Origin of the sequence: Halopseudomonas pelagia, assembly GCF_009497895.1 — a bacterium.
Taxonomy (GTDB): Bacteria; Pseudomonadota; Gammaproteobacteria; order Pseudomonadales; family Pseudomonadaceae; genus Halopseudomonas; species Halopseudomonas pelagia_A.
Genome location: NZ_CP033116.1, coordinates 2,824,908 through 2,845,805, shown reverse-complemented (window position 1 = coordinate 2,845,805; position 20,898 = coordinate 2,824,908). Strand labels below are relative to the sequence as shown.

The following is a 20,898-nucleotide window of genomic DNA, read 5'->3' as shown; positions in this document are numbered from 1 at the left end:
TCAGCAGAGCCGCAGGCTAAACACCTGCGGGCATCTGCTTGAATATTACTCGGTGGCGGCAGCTTCGCGCTCGCGCATGATCTTGCGCTCCAGCTGCTGCGACAGCTCGATGATCTGTTCACGCATCCAGCGGTTGGCCGGATCCTGGTCGGTGCTTTCGTGCCAGAACAAGTGCGTTTCGATCGGTGGCACGTCGTCGATCGGCAGCTCGGAGTAATGCAGCTGATGACGGCGGGCGAAGCGCTCGGGCACAGTCATGACCATATCGGTTGATTCCAGCACCAATGGCGCCATCTGGTAATGCTGCGAGCGCAAAACCACGCGGCGCTGCAGGCCGATTTTACCTAGCGACAGATCCACATGCCCCAGGCCATTGCGGCGGCTGGAGATATGGATGTGCGATTGACTCAAGTAGTCATCCAGAGTGATCTTGGTTTTTGCCGTCAGCGGATGGTCGCGGCGCATAACGCAGACGTAGCGATCTTCAAAGAGTTTGACGTGACGCACCTGGGTATCGGTATTCAGCGGCGCGTCGATAGCGAAATCCAGACGGCCGGCAGCCAGCTCCTTGGTCGTTTCACGGCGCTTGGTCAGGAAGCTGTCGATGTTGATATTGGCAGCCAGGCGGCGAATACGTGACGCCAGATGAGGCAAAATGACCGCCTCGGTCAAATCGGTCATGCTGATGCGGTAGGTCTTGGTCGCCTGATCAGGATTGAAGCTGCGGCTTTCCTGCACGGACACGCGCAGCAATTGCAGGGCGTGGCGCACCGGCGTAATGATGTTCTGCGCCATGGGCGTGGGTACCATGCCCTGGGCGGTTCTGACGAACAATGGATCATTGAAGGTCTCGCGCAGACGGGCGAGGGCGTTGCTCACTGCAGGTTGGGTGATGCCAACAATCTGTCCGGCGCGGGTCAGATTGGCTTCGGTATAGATGGCATCAAATACAATGAACAGGTTCAAGTCGACTTTACTGAGGTTCATCGCAACGTGTCCTTCGGTAGGGCTTCGGCAAGGTGACTCACTTCGAGACATCACCCAATCATAATAAGTGAAGTATATATTGCTTATACGGCTTTATACACGCAGAAAATAGGTTAGATAAATCGGGGAGCCTCATCTAGCATCATCAGGGTCGCTACACCATCGTCATCAAAAAAGGCCCGCAACTATGGATTTTGGATACTCACCCAAGGTTAATGACCTCCGCGAACGCGTTGACGCATTCATGCAGGAGCACGTGTTCCCCGCCGAGCACATCTTTCACCAACAGGTAAATGAAGGTGATCGCTGGCAGCCTACCGCTATTGTCGAAGAACTCAAGGTCAAGGCCCGCGCTGCTGGCCTGTGGAACCTGTTTCTTCCCGAGTCCGAGCTGGGCGCCGGCCTGACCAACCTGGAATACGCACCGCTGGCCGAGCTGATGGGCCGTTCCGGTCTGGCTTCCGAAGCCTTCAACTGCAGCGCGCCGGATACAGGCAACATGGAAACCATCGTTCGCTACGGCAACGAAGAGCAGAAAGAGCGCTGGGTCAAGCCGCTGTTGGCTGGCGAGATCCGTTCCTGCTTCGGTATGACCGAGCCGGGCGTGGCGTCTTCCGATGCAACCAACATGCAGGCCAACGCCCGTCGCGAAGGTGACGAGTGGGTTATCAATGGCCGCAAGTGGTGGACCTCCGGCGCCTGTGATCCACGCTGCAAGATCATGATCTTCATGGGTCTGACCAATCCTGATGCGCCGCGTCACCAGCAGCACTCGATGATTCTGGTACCCATGGACTCCCCCGGCCTGAAAGTGATTCGTCCGCTGCCGGTATTCGGCTATGACGATGCACCACACGGCCACGCTGAAGTGTTGCTGGAGAACGTGCGCGTTCCCTACGAAAACGTGCTGCTGGGTGAAGGTCGCGGCTTTGAAATTGCTCAGGGCCGCCTTGGGCCAGGCCGTATTCACCACTGCATGCGCTCCATCGGCGCCGCTGAGCGCGCGCTTGAGCTGATGTGCCGTCGCTCGGTTGAGCGTGAAGCGTTCGGTAAGCGTCTGGCTCAGCTGGGTGGCAACATCGACCTGATCGCTGAATCGCGTATCGAAATCAACCAGGCTCGCCTGCTGACCCTGAACGCGGCCTACATGATGGATACCGTGGGCAACAAGGTCGCGAAGAGCGACATCGCACAGATCAAGGTAGTGGCGCCGAACATTGCGCTGCGCGTGATCGACCGTGCGATCCAGATGCACGGTGGTGCTGGCGTATCGGAAGATACTCCGCTGGCACACATGTACGCCATGCAGCGTACTCTGCGTCTGGCCGATGGTCCTGATGAAGTGCACCGCGCCGCGATTGGCAAGCACGAGCTGGGCAAGTACATGGCTCGCTGATACAGCCATCGCAATAAAAAAGCCGCCCCCGGGACATCCTGGGGGCGGCTTTTTGCTTTCTGCTGGTGGTAGTTTTGTTAACCAGCAGGCTGGCGCGGCATGGCGTGAATCGTTTCACCCCGCAGCCGCACCTGGAGGCGCTGACCGACAGCCAACGCATAGCGCTGGGCGACATGCTGGGGTACGCGCATGGCCAACTCGGCGTCACCCGATTTAAGGCTGACGCGGCACTCATCACCCAACAGCAAGATACTCTGGACCATCACTTCGACAGGATTATCCAACTCGGTGCCAGGCCTTTCATTCAACGGCATCAGCAGTATGCCGGTCTCAGGTATAAACCAGTCCACCGGCTCGCCGATGGCAAGTTCATGGCAGGGCTTTGTCTTGATGCTCATGTTTTGCCAGCGCAGCAGGCTGTGGTCCGCTGTGTGGCTGATAATCTGCGCAGGAAACAGGTTACGGGCGCCCAGCAGTTGAGCCACTTGCGCGCTGGCTGGCGCCTGCAATAGCTGATTGGGTGTGCCGGTTTGCAGGCAGCTGCCGGCTGAAATGATGCACATCTGATCAGCCAACAAGGTCGCTTCCTGAACATCGTGGGTAACTAGCAGCACTGGCATGCGCAGCTCGCCGCGCAACTCTGCCAGCTCAAGGTACAGGGCCTCGCGGGTACGCCGATCCACCGCCGAGAAGGGTTCATCCAACAGCAGCACCTTGGGTTCTCGTGCTAGCGCCCGGGCCACTGCGACACGCTGTTGTTGCCCGCCGGACAGTTGGTGCGGCAGTCGATCACCCAGGCCATGCAGATGCACGCGCTCAAGCCAGGACTCGGCGATGGCCTGTCGCTGAGCGCGCGAGTGATCCTGCAAGGCTTCGATAATGTTGGCCCGGGCACTCAGGTGGGGGAATAACGCGAAGTGCTGAAAAACCATACCGATCCTGCGGGCCTGCGTGGGCAGGTTGATCTGGTTTTGGCTGTCGAACCAGGTTTCACCGGCGCACACGATGGTCCCGGCCTGTGGCTGGTATAGCCCGGCAATGCTGCGTAACAGGGTTGATTTTCCACTGCCGGAAGGGCCGATCAGTGCGGTCACTTTGCCAGGTTCGCAGCTGATCGTCGCGTTAAGCGGTATCCCGTCTTGCTGGCTCAGGCTCAGCCGTATTCCGTCAGACATGCCGTTGGCCTCGATAAAGCCGCGCCGTGGCCAGGTAGGAAAGACTGATGGCCAAAATCGAGATCAGTAGTAGAACGGCCGACATTCTGCTGGCGCCCAGATCATCAAAGGCCTGAACCCGATCATAAATGGCGATAGCGATGGTGCGGGTTTCGTCGGGAATATTGCCGCCGACCATCAGCACCACGCCAAATTCACCTAGCGTATGCGCGAACGTCAACACCAATGCGGAGAGGATGCCCGGCCATGCCAACGGCAGTTCGATGCGGCGCAGCGCGCGCCAGCGCGACATGCCGCAGCACCGAGCGGCTTCGCGCACATCACGGGGTATGGATTCGAACGCTCGCTGCATTGGCTGAATGGCAAAGGGCAAATTGAAGATGACTGAGGCGATCAGCAGGCTGCTGAAGGAGAAGGTCAGTTGCGAGCCAAACAGCGATTGCCAGAGACGCCCGACTGGTGAGTCCGCGCTCATCGCCAGCAGCAGATAAAAACCCAGCACCGTCGGTGGCAACACCAGGGGCAGGGCAAGCAAGGCTTCGACCAGAATCTTGCCGCGGAACTGGTGCCAGGCCAACGCGCGGCCGATCAGAATGCCGGCGGGCAACAGTATCACCAGCGTCCAGAACGCCAGTTCCAGCGACAGTTTGAGAGCCGACCAATCCATGGGTGTGTTTATTCTCCGCTATTCAAGTCAAAGCCGTAGCGCTTCATCACCGCCCTGGCCGCAGGCGTCTGCATATAGTGATAGAAAGCTTCGCTGACCGGGCCGGCCTTGTTCGTCAAAACCATACGCTGACGCAGGGGTTGGTGCCAAGCGGCCGGCACCAGCGCCATGCTGGTGTGTTTTTGAAGTGCCGGTGCCAAGGCCAGGGAGTAAGCCACTATGCCTGCCTGAGCGTTGCCGCTGGCGACGAACTGGGCGGCTTGGGAAACGTTTTCGCCGAGTACCAGGCGATCTTTCAGAACGTCCCAGACCCGGATATGGCGAAGCGCTTCTTCGGCACGCTGGCCGTAAGGCGCATGTTCCGGATTGGCTATCGCAAAGCGTTGAATGCTGCTGTCGACGTTCCCTTCGCGCATATCACCAAGCTGTTTGTCGGCATTGCGCGCGGCAGTATCCGGGACCACCAGGGCGAGTCGACCTAGCGCATACAGGGTGCCGGCATCTTGCGTCATGCCATTGGTTGCTAAACGCTCGACATAGGCTTCGTCCGCGGAGAGATACAGCTCGAAGGGGCCGCCCTGCATGATCTGACGGTAGAAAACACCCGATGATCCGAAGGCTAGTTTGATCCGTTGACCCGACTCCTGGGTAAAGTCCTCGGCAATCTCGGTCAGGGCAAATTGAAGATCTGATGCTGCGGCGATGACTGGGGGACTGCTGGCGGCTGAAACGGACCAGGAGATCAGAAGGCTCAATGCCGTTATCAGGGTGCGCCAGGTACTGAGTTTAAGCATAAACGCTGCCGTGGAAGGGGGAGAGGGTGGGGCGCTACCATTCTTCCACAATTTTCCGGCTTTCGGCAGACATAACAACGCCCACCCGAATGTTATTCGGATGCGATACAAGCTGGCGTTGATGTTGGCCGGGGGTGGCCAGGGCAACCGGGCAGAAACAGCCCGGATTAACGAGCGCGGTAGGTGATACGACCCTTGGTCAGGTCATAGGGCGTCAATTCAACGCGAACCTTGTCACCGGTCAGGATGCGGATGTAGTTCTTGCGCATCTTGCCTGAAATGTGGGCAGTAACAACGTGACCGTTCTCCAGTTCGACGCGGAACATGGTATTCGGCAATGTGTCTACAATGGTGCCTTCCATTTCAATACTGTCTTCTTTCGCCATTAAGGCCTCTCACATGTCGGAAAATCAGCGGGCGATTCAAGTCGTGCCCGCAAAAAAGGTGAGCAATTGTGCCTGAAAAGAGCACAACAGCCAAGTTTCATTGATAAAAACTGGTAAATATCGCTATCTGGCGGGCAATCTTGCCAAGAGTATTCTCAGTTGAGCCGCACCCAACGCTGGTTGACCAACATCTCCAGCGGGCGGTATTCGGTCTTGTAATTCATTTTCCGGCAGCCCTTGATCCAGTAGCCCAGATACACAGCATGCAATTGCTGGCGCCGCGCTTGCTCAATCTGCCAGAGAATCGCGTAACGCCCCAGGCTCCGGCGGGCGTGCTCGGGTGCGTAGAAGGTGTATACCGCGGATAGGCCGTTGTGCATCTGATCGGTCACGGCGATCGCGACCAGTTCGTTGCCCAGGCGGAATTCGTGAAACTGACTGAACGACCAGTCACGCACCAGGAAGGAAGCAAACTGCTCGCGGCTAGGTGGATACATGTCGCCGTCCCGATGACGCGACTCTATGTAACGCGCATAGAGCTGATAATTCTCTTCGGTCAGGGTGGGTGAATGCGCGCTGACGCGCAGATCACTGTTGCGCTTGAGAATGCGGGCCTGCTGACGGTTGGGAATGAAGTCGTCGACGGCAATCCGTGAGGCAATGCAGGCCGAACAAGCCTGGCAATGCGGGCGATAGAGGTGATCGCCGCTGCGCCGGAAACCCAGTTCGGACAACTGGCTGTAAGTTTCCAGATCAATCGGCTGTTGCGGATCGAGAAACAGGGTGGTTGCCCGCTGCTCCGGCAAGTAACTGCACGCATGCGGCTGCGTGGCATAAAACTTGAGGTGGGCAAGGTTAGTCATGATCGCGGGCTCTGCAAATTGCTGTATTCATTATAGGGGCAGTTTTTCACCTGATGAAGTTCCCCATGCGCTCTCGCTTCCTTCCGGGCACAGAGTGGTCAAACGCTGAATAAATTGGCTCCTGTCCAGGCTTTGAGCACCAAAGCTGAACAGGTGATCGGTGGGCATCTGACAGTCGATCAGTTCGAAACCCCAGTGTGCCAACTGGTCTGCCAGATGGATAAAGGCCATTTTGGAGGCATTGGTTCGCCGACTGAACATGGATTCGCCAAAAAAAACCCTGCCCAGCGCCAGGCCGTAGAGCCCGCCGACCAGTTGGTCAGCTTCCCAAACTTCTACCGAGTGAGCAATGCCGAGCCGGTGCAGCTCGCGGTAAGCCTGTTGCATATCCTGGGTAATCCAGGTGGCAGAGGTGTAATCTCGCGGCTCGGCGCAGCCTTGCATGACATCGGCGAAAGCGCTGTTGAGCGACACGTGAAAGTCCGTTTGCCTGAGGAATTTGCGCATGCTCCGCGATACGTGCAGTTGTGACGGCTGCAGCACCGTGCGCGGATCGGGGCACCACCAGAGCAGTGGCTGACCATCCTGATACCAGGGGAAGATGCCTGAGCGGTAGGCTTTCACCAGACGCGCAGGCGAAAGATCGCCACCAACGGCCAGCAGGCCAGGCGGGTCATCCAGCGCCAGATCAGCGGAGGGGAACTCCAGATCCTGTTCATCAAGCCAAGTCAGTTGAAGCATGTTGCGCCTGGTGGTGTTAAGCGAAAGGGTGGGTCCAGCCAATCGCCAGGTTTAAAAGGTTTATCAAGAAGCTGATATAAGTTATTGTCATTTATGAATATAGTTCCATAATACAATGGAACGCAAACTTGTTTAGGTAGTCAACCTAGCGACTTCTGGTAATCATCTGTCTTCAGTCTGTCGGCAGTGATTGTGAATTCTCCTGCCGGACTCGTACAATGACCGGCTGACCAACGATGGATACACCCGTTTTGAAGGATACCAAAGCCCGAACAGCGCTGCCCCTATGGCGTGAACAGTTAACATTGCGACTTCGCGAAGGCGCGTTGCTGGCCATGGTTGCCCTGTGTTTATACCTGTGTATGGCGCTGTTTACTTATCAGACGTCGGATCCCGGTTGGACCCGCAGTGGCGATGTGGACCAGGTTGGCAATGCTGCCGGCAGCATGGGTGCGTGGATTGCCGATGTGCTGTTACTCAGCCTTGGGTATCTGGCCTATCTGTTCCCGATCATCGTGATCGTCAAGGCCGTGCAGATGTTTCGCCGCCGTCATCTGCCGTTTATCTGGAACGGCTGGTTATTTTCCTGGCGCCTGATTGGCTTCTTCCTCACCTTGTTCGCCGGTACCGCGTTGGCTGCATTGCACGGTACGCCGCCGGAAACCTTCCCCGAAGGCGCCGAGGCGGGCGGGGTGCTGGGTGAGCTATTGTCTGATTTGTCCCAACCAGTACTTAACATGCAAGGCAGTACCTTGCTGTTCCTGACATTGTTCCTGTTCGGTTTGACGCTGTTTACCAACCTGTCCTGGTTCAAGGTGATGGAGCTGACTGGACGTATCACCCTGGATCTGCTCGATTTGCTCAAGCGTGCCTGGCACAGCTGGCGCGCCCGCCGGGCCTCTTCCGCAGTAGAGCGCGATTTGCCTGGCCGCCCGCACAAGAGCCCGCCACGCAACGAGCCGGTATTCAGCCCGGCTGAGCAGCGGCAGGCTGAAGCATCGCGGGCCCAGCGCCACGAGTCGCTTGCCAAACATGTGGCATCGCAGGAGAATCGCCAGCCGCCGGAAATCGTGCCCTTGGATACCAAGCCGGTAGAGCCGAGCGTGCGCCTGAACAAGGAAAAACAATCCAAGCTGTTCAGTGAAACAGTCGAGCCCGGTTCACTGCCGCCGATCTCGCTGCTGGATCCTGCGAGCAAGAAACAGAAGGGTTTTTCCGCCGAATCACTGGAAGGTATGTCGCGCCTGCTGGAGCTCAAGCTCAAGGACTTTGGCGTAGAGGCCGAGGTAGAGAAAGTCCAGCCAGGCCCGGTGATTACCCGTTTCGAAATTCAGCCCGCTGCTGGTGTAAAAGTCAGCAAGATTTCCAATCTGGCCAAGGATCTGGCGCGGTCGCTGGCGGTCATCAGCGTGCGCGTGGTTGAAGTCATTCCCGGCAAGACCACCGTGGGCATCGAGATTCCCAACGAGGACCGCGAAATCGTGCGGCTCTCGGAAGTACTGCAGACGCGCGAGTTCGACGAGGCTACGTCGCCGGTGACCCTGGCGCTGGGTCATGATATTGGCGGCAATCCAGTGATGGCTGACCTGGCCAAGATGCCGCACCTGCTGGTAGCTGGTACTACAGGCTCGGGTAAATCGGTGGGCGTGAACGCCATGCTGCTGAGCATACTGTTCAAGTCGCCGCCGGAAGAAGTGCGCCTGATCATGATTGACCCGAAGATGCTCGAACTGTCTATCTATGAGGGCATTCCGCATCTGTTGGCGCCGGTCGTAACCGATATGAAAGAAGCCGCTAATGCATTGCGCTGGTGCGTGGCGGAGATGGAGCGTCGCTATAAGCTGATGGCAGCGATGGGCGTGCGTAACCTTGCCGGCTATAACCGCAAGGTCAAGGATGCGGAAAAGGCCGGTACACCCCTGACTGATCCGCTGTACCGCCGCGAGTCCATGGAGGATGTCGCTCCGGAACTAGAAACGCTGCCGGTGATCGTAGTAGTGATCGACGAATTTGCTGACATGATGATGATCGTCGGCAAGAAGGTCGAAGAGTTGATTGCACGAATCGCGCAGAAGGCGCGGGCCGCCGGCATCCACCTGATCCTCGCGACCCAGCGGCCGTCGGTTGACGTCATTACCGGTCTGATCAAAGCCAACATCCCGACACGTATGGCTTTCCAGGTATCGAGCAAGATCGATTCCAGGACCATCCTTGATCAGGGTGGTGCCGAACAACTGTTGGGCCATGGCGATATGCTCTATATGCCGCCAGGGACCAGTTTGCCAGTGCGGGTGCACGGCGCTTTCGTTTCCGACGAAGAGGTTCATCGTCTGGTGGATGAATGGAAAAAACGCGGTGAGCCGAATTATATTCAGGACATCCTCGATGGCGCGGATGATGGCGCCGGTAGCGGTTTTGACACATCTGGTGGCATGGGCGGCGGTGACAGCGAAGAAGATGCGCTGTATGACGAAGCAGTACGCTTTGTCTGTGAAAGCAGAAGAGCATCGATTTCTGCCGTGCAGCGCAAGCTGAAGATCGGTTATAACCGCGCCGCAAGGATGATCGAAGCCATGGAGATGGCCGGGGTCGTAACCTCGATGAATACCAATGGCTCGCGTGAGGTCATTGCACCGCCACCGGTGCGTGACTGAGCGGGCCGACGCCCAATGAAGCTCGATAGAGCACTCGGAGAACCCACTCTGCCATGTTGAAAAGCCTTTTTCGTCACAGCCTCGCAGCGCTTTGCCTGTTCAGCCTGCCAGCCATGGTCATGGCTGACGAAGACGCTGCCGCGCAGCGCTTGAACACCTTGCTGTCTAACGCCAGCACCATGACCGCGGATTTTTCCCAGATGACCCTCAACGCCAATGGCGCGAGCATGCAGGAAACCACCGGTAATCTGGCGCTCAAGCGTCCAGGCATGTTCCGCTGGCATACCGATGCACCCGCCGAACAGGAGCTGGTATCCAACGGCCAGACAATTTGGCTCTACGATCCGGATCTGGAACAGGTGACCATCCAGGAAATGGACCAGCGTCTGACCCATACACCCGCACTGCTGCTCTCGGGCGATGTCAGCAAGCTGCAGGAAAACTTCACTATTACCTGGGAAGACTCGGGCAATGTGATCGACTTCACCTTGACGCCCAAAGTCAGTGACACGCTGTTCGACAGCCTGCGTTTGTCGTTCCGTGATGGCGTTATCAACGACATGCAGATGAGCGATGCCGTTGGCCAACGCACCAACATCCTGTTCCAGGACGTGCAGCTGAATCAGAGCATGAACGAGGAGCAGTTCACTTTCGATATTCCTGACGGGATCGACGTCATCAGTGAGTAAGGGCGGCCTGTTTCCGGAGCAAAAGTCCCATCAACCGCTGGCTGCACGCATGCGGCCGGCGAATCTGGAAGAGTACGCCGGGCAGGCGCATCTACTGGCTGCCGGCCGGCCGTTGCGCGTCGCGCTGGAGCAGGGCGCGCTGCACTCGATGATCTTCTGGGGCCCGCCCGGTGTCGGCAAGACCACACTCGCGCGCTTGATCGCCACACTGGCTGATGCGCATTTCGTTACGCTCTCGGCGGTGATGGCCGGGGTCAAGGATATTCGCCAGGCGGTAGATCTGGCGCGGCAGCAAGCCTCGCAGAATGGTCGTCAGACGATTCTGTTTGTCGACGAGGTGCATCGCTTCAACAAGGCGCAGCAAGACGCCTTTCTGCCTTATGTTGAAGACGGCACACTGCTGTTTATTGGTGCGACCACCGAAAACCCCTCGTTTGAATTGAACAATGCCTTGCTCTCACGGGCTCGGGTCTACGTGCTCAAATCCTTGGATGCCGAGGCGCTGGGCGATTTGCTCGAGCGTGCGCTGGCAGATAGCGAAAGAGGGTTGGGTAACCACCGGCTGACAATCAGCAGCGAGGCCAAGCATATCCTGCTTGAAGCTGCCGACGGTGATGCGCGCAGGGTACTGAATCTGCTGGAAATTGCCGCTGACCTGGTAGAGGACGGCGGCACCATCGATACCGCACTGGTCAGTGATCTGCTGAATGACACCCGTCGGCGCTTCGACAAGGGCGGTGAAGCCTTTTACGACCAGATTTCCGCGCTGCACAAGTCCGTGCGCGGCTCCAATCCGGATGCCTCGCTGTACTGGTTCGCGCGCATGCTCGACGGCGGTTGTGACCCACTGTATATCGCCCGCCGCGTGGTACGCATGGCCAGCGAAGATATCGGCAATGCCGATCCGCGAGCGCTGACCTTGTGCCTGAATGCCTGGGATGTGCAGGAGCGCCTGGGCAGCCCGGAGGGCGAGCTGGCGGTAGCACAGGCCATCGTCTATCTGGCCTGCGCGCCGAAGAGCAATGCGGTGTACAACGCCTTCAACGCGGCAATGAAGGACGTCGCCAGCCAGACCTCCCACGAGCCGCCGCTACACCTGCGAAACGCGCCGACCAAACTGATGAAAGAGCTGGGTTATAGCCAGGGCTATCGCTACGCGCACAATGAGCCGGAAGCCTACGCCGCCGGAGAGGATTATTTTCCTGAAGCCTTGGAGCCGAGACGTTATTATAATCCGGTCAATCGAGGGCTTGAGCTGAAGATCGGGCAAAAATTGCAGTACTTGCGCAGTCTGGATGCAGCAAGCCCGATGCAAAGGAGGCAGCCAAAGGATGTTGAGTAGCGTCGTAGCTATTGCAGTGGGTGGATCCGTCGGTGCACTGGCGCGATTCGGTGTGGCGCATTGGACCATGACTGCCTGGCCTAAGGCCTTTCCGCTCGCTACCTTTGCGGTCAACCTGATTGGTTGTCTGCTGATAGGTATACTTTACGGCCTGTGGTTGCATCGACCGGAATTTTCGCCGCTGCTGCGCCAGGGTTTGTTTATCGGTTTCCTTGGCGCCTTTACCACATTTTCGACCTTCTCCCTCGACGCCTTGCGGCTGATGGAGAACGGTGAGGCCTTATTGGCCATTGGATATATTCTGCTCAGCGTGTGCGTTTGCCTGCTCGCCACCTGGGCCGGCCTGGCACTGACTCGATAGTCACCAGGCTGCAACCCGCAACCATAAGATGATGACCCATGCTTGATGCAAAACTGGTTCGTAGCCAACCCCAATTGGTCGCTGAGCGCCTCGCCAGCCGCGGTTTTACCCTGGACGTCGCGCAGTTGGAAGCACTCGAATCGCGCCGCAAGTCGGTTCAAACCCGCACCGAAACACTGCAAGCCGAGCGTAATAGCCGCTCCAAGGCGATCGGTCACGCCAAGGCCAAAGGCGAAGATATTCAGCCTTTGCTGGCTGATGTCGAGCGCATGGGCAGCGAGCTGAACGACGCCAAACAGGAGCTGGAAAGTATTCAGGCCGAACTCGATGCCTTGATGCTGACCATGCCGAATCTGCCGGAAGAAGACGTGCCCGCCGGCAAGGATGAAGACGACAACGTCGAGATCCGCCGCTGGGGGACGCCACGCGAATTCGATTTTGCGGTCAAGGACCACGTGGCTCTGGGGGAGCAGCACGGCTATCTGGACTTTGAAACGGCGGCCAAGCTGTCGGGTGCACGTTTTGCCTTGATGCGCGGGCCTATCGCGCGCCTGCACCGGGCGCTAGCGCAATTCATGCTCGACCTGCACGTCAATGAACACGGTTATGAGGAAGTCTCTACACCTTATCTGGTGCAGGCCGAAGCGCTGCAAGGCACCGGGCAGTTGCCCAAGTTCGAGGCAGATCTGTTCAAGGTACCGCGTGGGGAAGGGCAGAGCGATCTGTATCTGATTCCTACAGCAGAAGTCACCCTGACCAATATTGTCAGCCAGAGCATTCTCGCTGCTGATCAACTGCCGATGAAAATGACCGCGCACACCGCCTGCTTTCGCAGCGAAGCCGGTTCTGCTGGCCGTGATACGCGCGGGATGATCCGTCAGCATCAGTTCGACAAGGTCGAAATGGTCCAGATAGTGCGCCCGCAGGATTCTGCCGCGGCGCTGGAAGAACTGACCGGGCATGCGGAGAACATCCTCAAGCTGCTCAATCTGCCGTATCGGGTGCTGGCCTTGTGCACCGGTGATATGGGCTTCAGCGCTACCCGTACTTATGATCTGGAAGTCTGGATTCCGACCCAGGACAAGTACCGGGAGATTTCGTCGTGCTCCAGCTGTGGCGACTTCCAGGCGCGGCGCATGCAGGCCCGCTGGCGTAATCCGGAAACCGGCAAGCCGGAGTTGGTGCATACTTTGAACGGTTCCGGCCTGGCCGTGGGTCGCACCCTGGTAGCCATTCTCGAGAACTACCAGCAGGCCGATGGCAGCATCAGCGTGCCTGAGGTGTTGCGCCCTTATATGGCTGGCCTCGAGACCATCGGCTGATATGGAATATCTACCGCTGTTTCATAACCTCCAGGGCCGCTGGGTGCTGGTCATTGGCGGGGGCGAGATTGCCCTGCGCAAATCACGGCTCCTGTCCGAATCCGGCGCCGTGTTGCGCGTGGTCGCACCGGAGATCGAGGAGCCGTTGCGTTTGCTGGTGGAGCAGGGCGGCGGTGAATGTGTGCTGCGCGGCTATCAGTCCGAGGATCTGAACGGTGTTCATCTGGTCATCGCCGCCACCGACGACGAGCCGCTTAATGCTCGCGTCTCCGCCGATGCGCAAGCACGCTTCCTGCCGGTCAATGCGGTAGATGCGCCGGATCTGTGTACGGTGATTTTCCCGGCGATTGTCGACCGCTCGCCGTTGATTATTGCCGTGTCCAGTGGCAGCCACGCGCCCGTGTTGGCCCGCTTGACCCGGGCGCGAATCGAGACGCTATTCCCGCATACCTATGGCAAGTTGGCGCAACTAGCCAAGCGATTTCGCAGTCAGGTGAAGGCCAGCTTTCCGCAGATCAATCAACGCCGGGTATTCTGGGAAAATGTGTTCCAGGGCGATATCGCCGAACGTATTTTCGCCGGCCAGGATCAGGCCGCCGAGGATCTGCTCGCAAGACGGTTGGCTGAGCAGGCCGGGCAGCATTACGTTGGTGAAGTCTATCTGGTCGGCGCCGGCCCGGGTGATCCGGACCTGCTGACCTTCCGTGCATTGCGACTGATGCAACAGGCGGATGTGGTGCTGTATGACCGTCTGGTGCCGACGGCAATCATTGATCTTTGCCGCCGCGATGCTGAGCGTATTTACGTCGGTAAAGCGCGCGCGGAGCATGCTGTGCCGCAGGAGCAGATCAACCAGTTGTTGGTGCGCCTCGCCCGCGAAGGCAAGCGCGTATTGCGGCTAAAAGGCGGCGACCCGTTTATTTTTGGGCGGGGCGGAGAAGAAATCGAAGAGTTGGCCGCGCATGGCATACCTTTCCAGGTGGTGCCGGGCATCACTGCGGCTAACGGTTGTTCGGCCTACGCAGGTATCCCCCTGACTCACCGTGATCATGCCCAGTCCGTACGCTTCGTCACCGGGCATCTGAAGGATGGCACCACCAATCTACCCTGGGCTGATCTGGTGGCGCCGGGCCAAACGCTGGTGTTCTATATGGGCCTGGTGGGGTTGCCGGATATCTGCCGGCAGCTGATCAAGCATGGTCGCGCTGCAGACACCCCCATGGCCTTGATTCAACAGGGCACAACAGCCAATCAGAAGGTGCTGATCGGCACCCTGAGCAGTTTGCCGGGCCTGGTGGAGAGCACCGAGATAAAGCCGCCGACGCTGTTGATTGTCGGCGAGGTAGTGCAGTTGCATGACCGGCTGAAATGGTTTTCTCCCGAGCAAGTGGAAGGCGAGGTGAAGGGTGTGATGAATCAAGCTGCGGGTCAGCCTGACAACGGCCAGAGTTGAACTAAAGTAGTAAGCAGGTCCGCATGGCGGTTTGATATCATGCAGCGCCCCCTGGCGCCAGCTATGATGGCAAATGTGAAATGGAGTTCTTTCCCTGTCTACTCTTGGTTTGTTGAGAACAATGAGACCTAGCTCTGGTGAGCGCACCAGCAAATCTTCCTTTGCCTGCAGAATCTGCTGGTTGTATTTCCTGCTTGCCAGTTGGTGCCTGGCATCACAGGCGGTTGCGTCGGAATTGCAGGTTGGCGGCGACAGCAGCTACGCGTTGTCAGGCCATCTGGCATCGCTTACGAACGCCGGTCCTGAATTGACTCTGGCACAGGTGCAGACGCGGCTTGATCAGTTCGATGCCGCCGAAGCTCAGTCGATTTCTGCCACCAATTTCGGTCTGACTCAGGACGAAGTATGGCTGCATCTGAACTTCAGTACGGCGGACGCTGTACCTGAGCGCTGGCTGCTTGAAGTCGCCCATGCTTCGCTGGATCGGGTCGATCTGTATTTTGCCGAACAGGATAGCGAGTACCAGTTGCAACAGGCTGGGGATCTTCTGCCGTTCTCAGCCAAGGCATTACCGCACCGTCATCATCTTTTCGAGTTGAACCTGCTGCCGGACCGGCAGTACAGCCTCTATTTGCGTGTCGCGTCTCAGGGTACGCTGTCGGTCCCGGTGACGCTGTGGCAACCTGATGCGCTCTGGGCCAGCGATCAGTTCAGCTACTCATTTCTGAGTCTGTATTACGGGCTCGCCTTAGGGTTGTTGATCTACAACCTGTTCCTGTTCTTTTCACTGCGGGAAAAGCTCTACCTGATCTATGTGCCCTTCGTCGCCTTCCTGGCGCTCGGCCAGGCGGGGCTGGCGGGGCTGGTTGGGCAATTCATCTGGCCGAACAATGCACTGCTGACTCATCTTTCGCCTACCGCCAGCGTGTCTCTTGCCGGGCTGTTTGGCGCGATATTCGTGCAGCGCTTTCTGGGCGCTACGCCGCGTAGCCTGAAGATGTATTGGGTAATGCCGGTAATAGGGCTGATTTACGCACTGACCTTCCTCTGCACGCTTTTCATATCCTATTTCTACGCAGCGCTGGTAGTGAATATCACCTCGATGATGTTCGCCGTTGCAGCGTTGATCATGGGCGGTGCGAGTCTTTATCGCCGGCATCCGGGCGCGCGCTTTTTCGTGCTAGCTTGGATATCGCTGCTGCTGAGCATTCTGGTCATGGCGTTGCACAACCTTGGCGTGCTGCCGTCCAACGCCTTTACTACCAACGCTCTGCTGTTCGGCTCTGCGGCGGAGATGTTGCTGCTGTCACTGGCGCTGGCCGACCGCATCAACAGTATCCAGCATACTCAAGACCAGGCGCAACAGGAGGCGTTGGCGGTAAATCGCACTATGCTGGGAGCCCTGCGCGACAACGAACGCCAGCTCGAAACCCGGGTGGCAGAACGTACCCTGGAGCTGGAAGCCGCTAATACGCAGTTGCAGGTGAGCAAGCAGCTGCTCGAGCAGCAGGCCAACCATGACACGCTGACCGGGCTGGCCAATCGCAAACTGCTTACCGATCGACTGGAAGGGGCGCAGTTGCGGGCCAGGCGGACCAACAGCAGTTTCGCGTTGATGATGATCGATCTGGACTGGTTCAAGGCTATCAACGACCAGCATGGACACCAGGCCGGCGACCGGGTGTTGATCGAAGTGGCTGGCAGGCTCAAGGCTGCGCTGCGCGACGTGGATACCGTGGCGCGGGTAGGGGGCGACGAATTCGTGCTGGTGATTGAGTCAGTTAGCAACCACGCGGCCCTTACCGTTATTCGAGAGAAATTGCTCCAGGCAGTGCTACAGCCGATACACCTGCACGATGAAATGTGGGTGTCGATCGGTATGAGCATCGGCGTGGCCATGTACCCTGACGACGCTCAGGACATTGATCTGCTGTACAGCGTGGCCGACCGCGCCATGTATTCTGCCAAGCCGGTGTCACCGATGAGTGTCAGATAATCTCCGCTCTGTCATGATGCGTCGACAATGATGCTGAGGGGATAGGTATGGCACGCAAGCTGGTAGTCAAGCGCGGTCGCAAAGCCGGTTCAGAGCCAGGCACGCTGATTCATATCGGCAGCCCTCGGGCGCAACCGCCCTCAATTCGGGTCATTGAGTATGACCAGCATGATATGGCTGATCGGCTTATCGACACGGCCGGCGATTACGAGGTTCGTCAGCGCGGCCAGGTTACCTGGTTGAACGTGGATGGCGTACATCAGGCGGATGTGATCGAGGCGGTTGGTCAGGCATTCAATCTGCATCCGCTGGTAATGGAAGATATCCTCAACGTTGACCAGCGGCCAAAGGTCGAGGACTACGATGGCTACCTCTACCTGGTTCTGCGCATACTGCGCTATGACGCGGCGAGCCAGGAAATCCAGTCCGAACAGGTCAGCCTGGTCCTGGGTGAGCATTTTGTTCTGTCCCTGCAGGAAGTAAAAAGCGAGATATTTGATGCGGTGCGCAATCGCCTGCGGGACGGGCGCCAGATCCGCTGCATGCCGGCCGACTATCTTGCCTATGCACTGCTCGACGCGGTGGTAGATCAGTACTTCCTTGCCCTGGAGGAACTCAGCGAGCAGATAGAAACGCTTGAGGATCAGCTGATTGAAAATCCGCAGCCGGCCAATCTCCGGCAGATTCATCACTACAAGCGGGAAATGCTCATTTTGCGCAAGGCGGTCTGGCCACTACGCGAGGTGCTCGGCCGGCTGTCCCGGGACGAGAGCCCGCTGATCAGCGCTGAAACGCGGGTGTTCTTACGCGATGTTTATGATCACACCATCCATGTCATGGATACCATAGACACGCTGCGCGAACTGCTGGTGGGATTGCTTGATCTTTACCTTTCCAGTATCAACAACCGCATGAACGAGGTGATGAAGGTGTTGACCATCATTGCCACTCTATTTATGCCTCTGACGTTTATTGCAGGTGTGTACGGGATGAATTTCGAGCTCATGCCCGAGCTTGAATGGCGCTGGGGATACCCCGCCGTGATGGCGCTGATGCTGTTGATTTCCGGCAGCCTGCTCTATTCATTCCGCCGCCGCGGCTGGATATAGACAAGCTTGCGCTTTAGACTTTAGCAATCTCAAAAGCCGCTTTCTGAGGGGATATGTTTATGAGCGACAAGATGAGCGACGATGCCCTGGCCGCGCTGAAAATTGCCTTTACCTACATGCCCAAGTCCATGGATGTTAATCGCTTCGACCATGGCGAAGACTTTCAGCGAATACTCGCCGATATCGAGCAGGTCAGAGAGATACTACTGCTCAATGATGTCGACCCTGATGAAGTCGAGGGCGAGTTACGACCGGACTCTGCACCCAATTCCTGCTATTGAAACTGTTATCCAACCTGGAGGTGACCGATGCATGCGCATTACCTGCAGCACGCCGATTTTGAACGTCTTGGCAGCATTCGCCCGTGGCTGGAAAGCCATAACTACAGTATTAGTTGCACGCGCTTGCACCGCGGCGAAGCATTGCCCGAGCTTGCCGATATTGATCTGTTGATCATTATGGGTGGCGTTATGAGCGTCAATGACGAACAAGAGCATCCCTGGCTAGTGGCGGAAAAAGCCTTTATTCGCCGGGCGATCAATGATGGCAAGGCGGTCCTGGGTGTTTGCCTGGGCGCACAACTGATCGCCAATGTGATGGGTAGTCAGGTAAGGCCCAATGCGGGGCGTGAGATCGGCTGGTTTCCTGTGCGAGCGATTAACCATCTGCAGGCGGGTGTATTCGCTTTTCCAGAGCAGATCAATGTGCTGCATTGGCACGGCGAGACTTTCGATCTGCCACCAGGGGCAGTGCAACTGGCGAGCAGCCGAGCCTGTGATAACCAGGCGTTTCAGTTAGGCGATCGGGTCATCGGTTTGCAGTGCCACCTCGAGTCCACGCCAGCGCAGGTGAAAGCCTTTGTCGAAGCAACGCCTGCGGCTGAACTGCAACCTGAACAATGGGTCCAATCTGCCGAACACCTGCTGAGCATCCCGGAGGATGAACTTGAGCGGGCGACGGAATTAATGGGCGAAGTGCTGGAATATCTGCACCGGAAAAGGAGCGGGACTTGAAGAAGATAGGATTATTGCTCGGCGTATTGGCTTTTGGCCTGGCCGGGTGCGTGAAACTGCCGGATAACGTCGAGCCGGTGACTGGCTTTGAGCCCAGCCGCTATCTTGGCACCTGGTATGAAATCGCCCGGTTGGATCATTCCTTTGAAGAGGGCCTGAGCAGAGTAACGGCGGAATACAGCCTGCGCGAAGACGGCGGCATCAAGGTGCTGAACAAGGGCTACTCGGAAGAGAAGGGCGAGTGGGAAGAGGCGGAAGGCAAGGCCTACTTTGTCGAGGATGAGCAGACCGGTTATCTGAAGGTGTCTTTCTTCGGGCCGTTCTACGGTGCTTATGGCATCTTCGGGCTGGATCAGGAGAACTATCAGTATTCCTGGGTCTCCGGCCCCAATACGGATTATCTGTGGCTGCTGGCCCGCGAGCCGCAGATCCCCGAGGAGGACAAGCAGGCGTTTGTCGAACGTGCGGCGGAACTGGGTTTCGATACCGAGGCGCTGATCTGGGTAGAGCACGAATAACCAGCCGTGCTGTGCTTCTGGCGCAGCACGGTCGACCAACTAGTCCACCAGTGCGCCATTGATGATGGCGCGCAGTTCCTGGCGTATCTGATAGCTCGACGAAGGTATCAGCTGGGTCAGGAAGATCATCAACAGGTCTTCCTGCGGATCGATAAAGAAATTGGTGCTGGCCATGCCGCCCCAACCGTATTCCCCCACCGAACCGTTGGTTTGTGACTTCGCCACATCGGTCTTCACCGAAAAACCCAGACCAAAACCGGAGCCTTCGTAGGGCGTTTCACTGAACGCACCCACGGAAACACCCGGCAGGTCCTGATTGCCTGGCAAGTGATTCATGCGCATGAACTCCAGCGTCTTGCGCCCGATGATCCTCGCGCCCTGATACTCGCCGCCGTTAGCCAGCGCCTGCGCAAAACGGTAGTAATCATCCATGCTGCTGACCAGGCCGCCGCCGCCGGACAAATAACCGTGTGCACGGGTAAACGCGGAATGCGCTGGATCGTCCTGCAAGCTGAACTGATCCCCCGGTTGGTATTGGTAACAGGCTGCCAGCCGATCAATCTTGTCGGTAGGCACGGTAAAGGCGGTATCGATCATGCCGAGGGGTTTGAACACATGTTCTGCCAGGTACTCGTCCAGGGTCATACCCGACAATACCTGAACCAGATAGCCGACCACATCGGTGGACACGGAGTAATTCCAGGCGCTGCCGGGAGAGAATTCCAGCGGCAAGCGCGATAACTCATCTACCAGCCGCTCGAGGGTATGCCCGGTGCCGCCGTCGAGTTTCAGTGCCCGATAAGCCGCGTCTACATTGGTGCGGTTCATAAAACCATAGGTCAGGCCGGACTGGTGAGTCAGCAGGTCGCGGATGCTCATCGGCCGGTCAGGTGCGGTGGTGAGAAACTGCGGGTGAATGCCGGACTTGTAGACGCGTAGCTTTGCCCACGAGGGAATGTACTTGTGCACCGGATCATCGAGTAGAAAGCGGCCCTGTTCGTACAACTGCATCAACGCAATGGAGGTGACCGGCTTGGTCATTGAATAGATACGGAACAGGGTGTCGCGTTGCACCGGCTTGTTGCGCTCCACGTCCATCAAACCCTGGGAGTGCAGGTAAGTGATTTCGCCTCGGCGGGCGACCAGGGTCATTGCGCCAGGCAGTTTGCCCGGCTGCAGATAAGCCCGGTCCAGGTGTGTAGCTATGCGCTCGAGGCGCTGGGTGTCCATTCCGGCAATCACGGTAGAGGGGGGCGTCTGGCTGTTCATGAGCTATCCATTGGCTGTACTGACAAACCTCGATCTTACCTGTTAACGCCTCGCAGGGGTGGCTGCAATGATGCTGGCTATGTCTTTTCATAAGGTAATGAATAGTGCCCGGAAAAAATACTTGTAAAAGCGCTGGAGCCCCTCTTGTGCGGCGCCTGCAGAG

Annotated in this window: 20 protein-coding genes; 12 read left to right on the top strand and 8 right to left on the bottom strand. The window is 57.7% G+C overall.

Translation table 11 applies throughout. The features are described from left to right. Positions 1-45 precede the first annotated feature (45 nt). Positions 46-987, bottom strand: coding sequence for a LysR family transcriptional regulator (locus EAO82_RS13305; RefSeq protein ID WP_096346567.1), 942 nt, complete (start codon positions 985-987; stop codon positions 46-48). 187 nt (positions 988-1,174) lie between these two features. Here EAO82_RS13305 and EAO82_RS13300 point away from each other — a divergent pair, with 187 nt between their 5' ends. Next, positions 1,175-2,383: an acyl-CoA dehydrogenase family protein gene (locus EAO82_RS13300; protein ID WP_096346566.1), complete on the top strand. Its 1,209-nt coding sequence runs from the start codon at positions 1,175-1,177 to the stop codon at positions 2,381-2,383. Positions 2,384-2,460: 77 nt separating this feature from the next. Here the strand turns inward: EAO82_RS13300 and EAO82_RS13295 are convergent, their stop codons facing one another. The 6 genes from EAO82_RS13295 to aat all read right to left on the bottom strand — a co-directional run bounded on the left by EAO82_RS13295 (position 2,461) and on the right by aat (position 7,009). Beyond that, positions 2,461-3,558, bottom strand: coding sequence for an ABC transporter ATP-binding protein (locus EAO82_RS13295; protein WP_096346565.1), 1,098 nt, complete (start codon positions 3,556-3,558; stop codon positions 2,461-2,463). Then, positions 3,551-4,225 carry a molybdate ABC transporter permease subunit gene (modB, locus tag EAO82_RS13290; RefSeq protein ID WP_096346564.1) on the bottom strand — a complete coding sequence of 225 codons (675 nt, stop codon included), beginning with the start codon at positions 4,223-4,225 and terminating at the stop codon, positions 3,551-3,553. The genes EAO82_RS13295 and modB overlap by 8 nt, the downstream gene beginning before the upstream one ends. A gap of 8 nt (positions 4,226-4,233) precedes the next feature. Continuing rightward, positions 4,234-5,019: a molybdate ABC transporter substrate-binding protein gene (gene modA, locus EAO82_RS13285; protein WP_096346563.1), complete on the bottom strand. Its 786-nt coding sequence runs from the start codon at positions 5,017-5,019 to the stop codon at positions 4,234-4,236. 167 nt (positions 5,020-5,186) lie between these two features. Further along, positions 5,187-5,405 carry a translation initiation factor IF-1 gene (gene infA / locus EAO82_RS13280; protein ID WP_036989719.1) on the bottom strand — a complete coding sequence of 73 codons (219 nt, stop codon included), beginning with the start codon at positions 5,403-5,405 and terminating at the stop codon, positions 5,187-5,189. A gap of 155 nt (positions 5,406-5,560) precedes the next feature. Beyond that, positions 5,561-6,268, bottom strand: a complete 708-nt coding sequence (locus EAO82_RS13275) for an arginyltransferase (protein ID WP_096346562.1) — start codon at positions 6,266-6,268, stop codon at positions 5,561-5,563. Between the two features lie 30 nt (positions 6,269-6,298). Beyond that, on the bottom strand, positions 6,299-7,009 hold the full coding sequence (gene aat, locus EAO82_RS13270) for a leucyl/phenylalanyl-tRNA--protein transferase (RefSeq protein WP_096346561.1): 711 nt from the start codon (positions 7,007-7,009) through the stop codon (positions 6,299-6,301). A gap of 236 nt (positions 7,010-7,245) precedes the next feature. Between aat and EAO82_RS13265 the strand changes: the two genes are divergently transcribed. From EAO82_RS13265 to EAO82_RS13215, 11 genes are all read left to right on the top strand, one after another. Beyond that, the gene (locus EAO82_RS13265) at positions 7,246-9,663 is read left to right on the top strand and encodes a DNA translocase FtsK (protein WP_096346560.1); all 2,418 of its coding nucleotides are present in this window, start codon (positions 7,246-7,248) and stop codon (positions 9,661-9,663) included. Positions 9,664-9,716: 53 nt separating this feature from the next. Continuing rightward, positions 9,717-10,352: an outer membrane lipoprotein chaperone LolA gene (gene lolA / locus EAO82_RS13260; RefSeq protein WP_096346559.1), complete on the top strand. Its 636-nt coding sequence runs from the start codon at positions 9,717-9,719 to the stop codon at positions 10,350-10,352. Between the two features lie 49 nt (positions 10,353-10,401). Beyond that, a complete protein-coding gene (locus EAO82_RS13255) occupies positions 10,402-11,694 on the top strand; it encodes a replication-associated recombination protein A (protein ID WP_096346578.1) in 1,293 nt (430 codons plus the stop codon). Beyond that, complete coding sequence (gene crcB / locus EAO82_RS13250; protein ID WP_096346558.1) at positions 11,684-12,055, top strand: fluoride efflux transporter CrcB; 372 nt, start codon at positions 11,684-11,686, stop codon at positions 12,053-12,055. The genes EAO82_RS13255 and crcB overlap by 11 nt, the downstream gene beginning before the upstream one ends. Before the next feature lie 38 nt (positions 12,056-12,093). Next, positions 12,094-13,377: a serine--tRNA ligase gene (gene serS / locus EAO82_RS13245; RefSeq protein WP_096346557.1), complete on the top strand. Its 1,284-nt coding sequence runs from the start codon at positions 12,094-12,096 to the stop codon at positions 13,375-13,377. Position 13,378: 1 nt separating this feature from the next. Then, positions 13,379-14,830, top strand: coding sequence for a siroheme synthase CysG (gene cysG / locus EAO82_RS13240; RefSeq protein ID WP_096346556.1), 1,452 nt, complete (start codon positions 13,379-13,381; stop codon positions 14,828-14,830). 121 nt (positions 14,831-14,951) lie between these two features. After that, positions 14,952-16,826, top strand: coding sequence for a diguanylate cyclase (locus EAO82_RS13235; RefSeq protein ID WP_096346555.1), 1,875 nt, complete (start codon positions 14,952-14,954; stop codon positions 16,824-16,826). A 47-nt stretch (positions 16,827-16,873) separates the two neighbouring features. Next, on the top strand, positions 16,874-17,935 hold the full coding sequence (gene corA, locus EAO82_RS13230; RefSeq protein WP_096346554.1) for a magnesium/cobalt transporter CorA: 1,062 nt from the start codon (positions 16,874-16,876) through the stop codon (positions 17,933-17,935). Positions 17,936-17,994: 59 nt separating this feature from the next. Next, positions 17,995-18,216, top strand: coding sequence for a penicillin-binding protein (locus EAO82_RS13225; RefSeq protein ID WP_096346553.1), 222 nt, complete (start codon positions 17,995-17,997; stop codon positions 18,214-18,216). A 27-nt stretch (positions 18,217-18,243) separates the two neighbouring features. Next, on the top strand, positions 18,244-18,948 hold the full coding sequence (locus EAO82_RS13220; protein WP_096346552.1) for a type 1 glutamine amidotransferase: 705 nt from the start codon (positions 18,244-18,246) through the stop codon (positions 18,946-18,948). Further along, a complete protein-coding gene (locus EAO82_RS13215) occupies positions 18,945-19,466 on the top strand; it encodes a lipocalin family protein (RefSeq protein ID WP_096346551.1) in 522 nt (173 codons plus the stop codon). The genes EAO82_RS13220 and EAO82_RS13215 overlap by 4 nt, the downstream gene beginning before the upstream one ends. Before the next feature lie 39 nt (positions 19,467-19,505). Here the strand turns inward: EAO82_RS13215 and EAO82_RS13210 are convergent, their stop codons facing one another. After that, the gene (locus tag EAO82_RS13210) at positions 19,506-20,735 is read right to left on the bottom strand and encodes a serine hydrolase domain-containing protein (RefSeq protein WP_218838601.1); all 1,230 of its coding nucleotides are present in this window, start codon (positions 20,733-20,735) and stop codon (positions 19,506-19,508) included. Between the last annotated feature and the right edge of the window lie 163 nt (positions 20,736-20,898).

Bases quoted from the DNA above. Each gene is read 5' to 3' on its own strand.
- aat (WP_096346561.1), bottom strand. From the start codon at position 7,009: ATGCTTCAACTGACTTGGCTTGATGAACAGGATCTGGAGTTCCCCTCC.
- EAO82_RS13220 (WP_096346552.1), top strand. From the start codon at position 18,244: ATGCATGCGCATTACCTGCAGCACGCCGATTTTGAACGTCTTGGCAGC.
- EAO82_RS13210 (WP_218838601.1), bottom strand. From the start codon at position 20,735: ATGAACAGCCAGACGCCCCCCTCTACCGTGATTGCCGGAATGGACACC.
- infA (WP_036989719.1), bottom strand. From the start codon at position 5,405: ATGGCGAAAGAAGACAGTATTGAAATGGAAGGCACCATTGTAGACACA.
- EAO82_RS13255 (WP_096346578.1), top strand. From the start codon at position 10,402: ATGCGGCCGGCGAATCTGGAAGAGTACGCCGGGCAGGCGCATCTACTG.
- modB (WP_096346564.1), bottom strand. From the start codon at position 4,225: ATGGATTGGTCGGCTCTCAAACTGTCGCTGGAACTGGCGTTCTGGACG.
- EAO82_RS13295 (WP_096346565.1), bottom strand. From the start codon at position 3,558: ATGTCTGACGGAATACGGCTGAGCCTGAGCCAGCAAGACGGGATACCG.
- EAO82_RS13225 (WP_096346553.1), top strand. From the start codon at position 17,995: ATGAGCGACAAGATGAGCGACGATGCCCTGGCCGCGCTGAAAATTGCC.
- EAO82_RS13235 (WP_096346555.1), top strand. From the start codon at position 14,952: ATGAGACCTAGCTCTGGTGAGCGCACCAGCAAATCTTCCTTTGCCTGC.
- cysG (WP_096346556.1), top strand. From the start codon at position 13,379: ATGGAATATCTACCGCTGTTTCATAACCTCCAGGGCCGCTGGGTGCTG.
- EAO82_RS13305 (WP_096346567.1), bottom strand. From the start codon at position 987: ATGAACCTCAGTAAAGTCGACTTGAACCTGTTCATTGTATTTGATGCC.
- serS (WP_096346557.1), top strand. From the start codon at position 12,094: ATGCTTGATGCAAAACTGGTTCGTAGCCAACCCCAATTGGTCGCTGAG.
- EAO82_RS13300 (WP_096346566.1), top strand. From the start codon at position 1,175: ATGGATTTTGGATACTCACCCAAGGTTAATGACCTCCGCGAACGCGTT.
- crcB (WP_096346558.1), top strand. From the start codon at position 11,684: ATGTTGAGTAGCGTCGTAGCTATTGCAGTGGGTGGATCCGTCGGTGCA.
- EAO82_RS13275 (WP_096346562.1), bottom strand. From the start codon at position 6,268: ATGACTAACCTTGCCCACCTCAAGTTTTATGCCACGCAGCCGCATGCG.
- corA (WP_096346554.1), top strand. From the start codon at position 16,874: ATGGCACGCAAGCTGGTAGTCAAGCGCGGTCGCAAAGCCGGTTCAGAG.
- modA (WP_096346563.1), bottom strand. From the start codon at position 5,019: ATGCTTAAACTCAGTACCTGGCGCACCCTGATAACGGCATTGAGCCTT.
- EAO82_RS13265 (WP_096346560.1), top strand. From the start codon at position 7,246: ATGGATACACCCGTTTTGAAGGATACCAAAGCCCGAACAGCGCTGCCC.
- lolA (WP_096346559.1), top strand. From the start codon at position 9,717: ATGTTGAAAAGCCTTTTTCGTCACAGCCTCGCAGCGCTTTGCCTGTTC.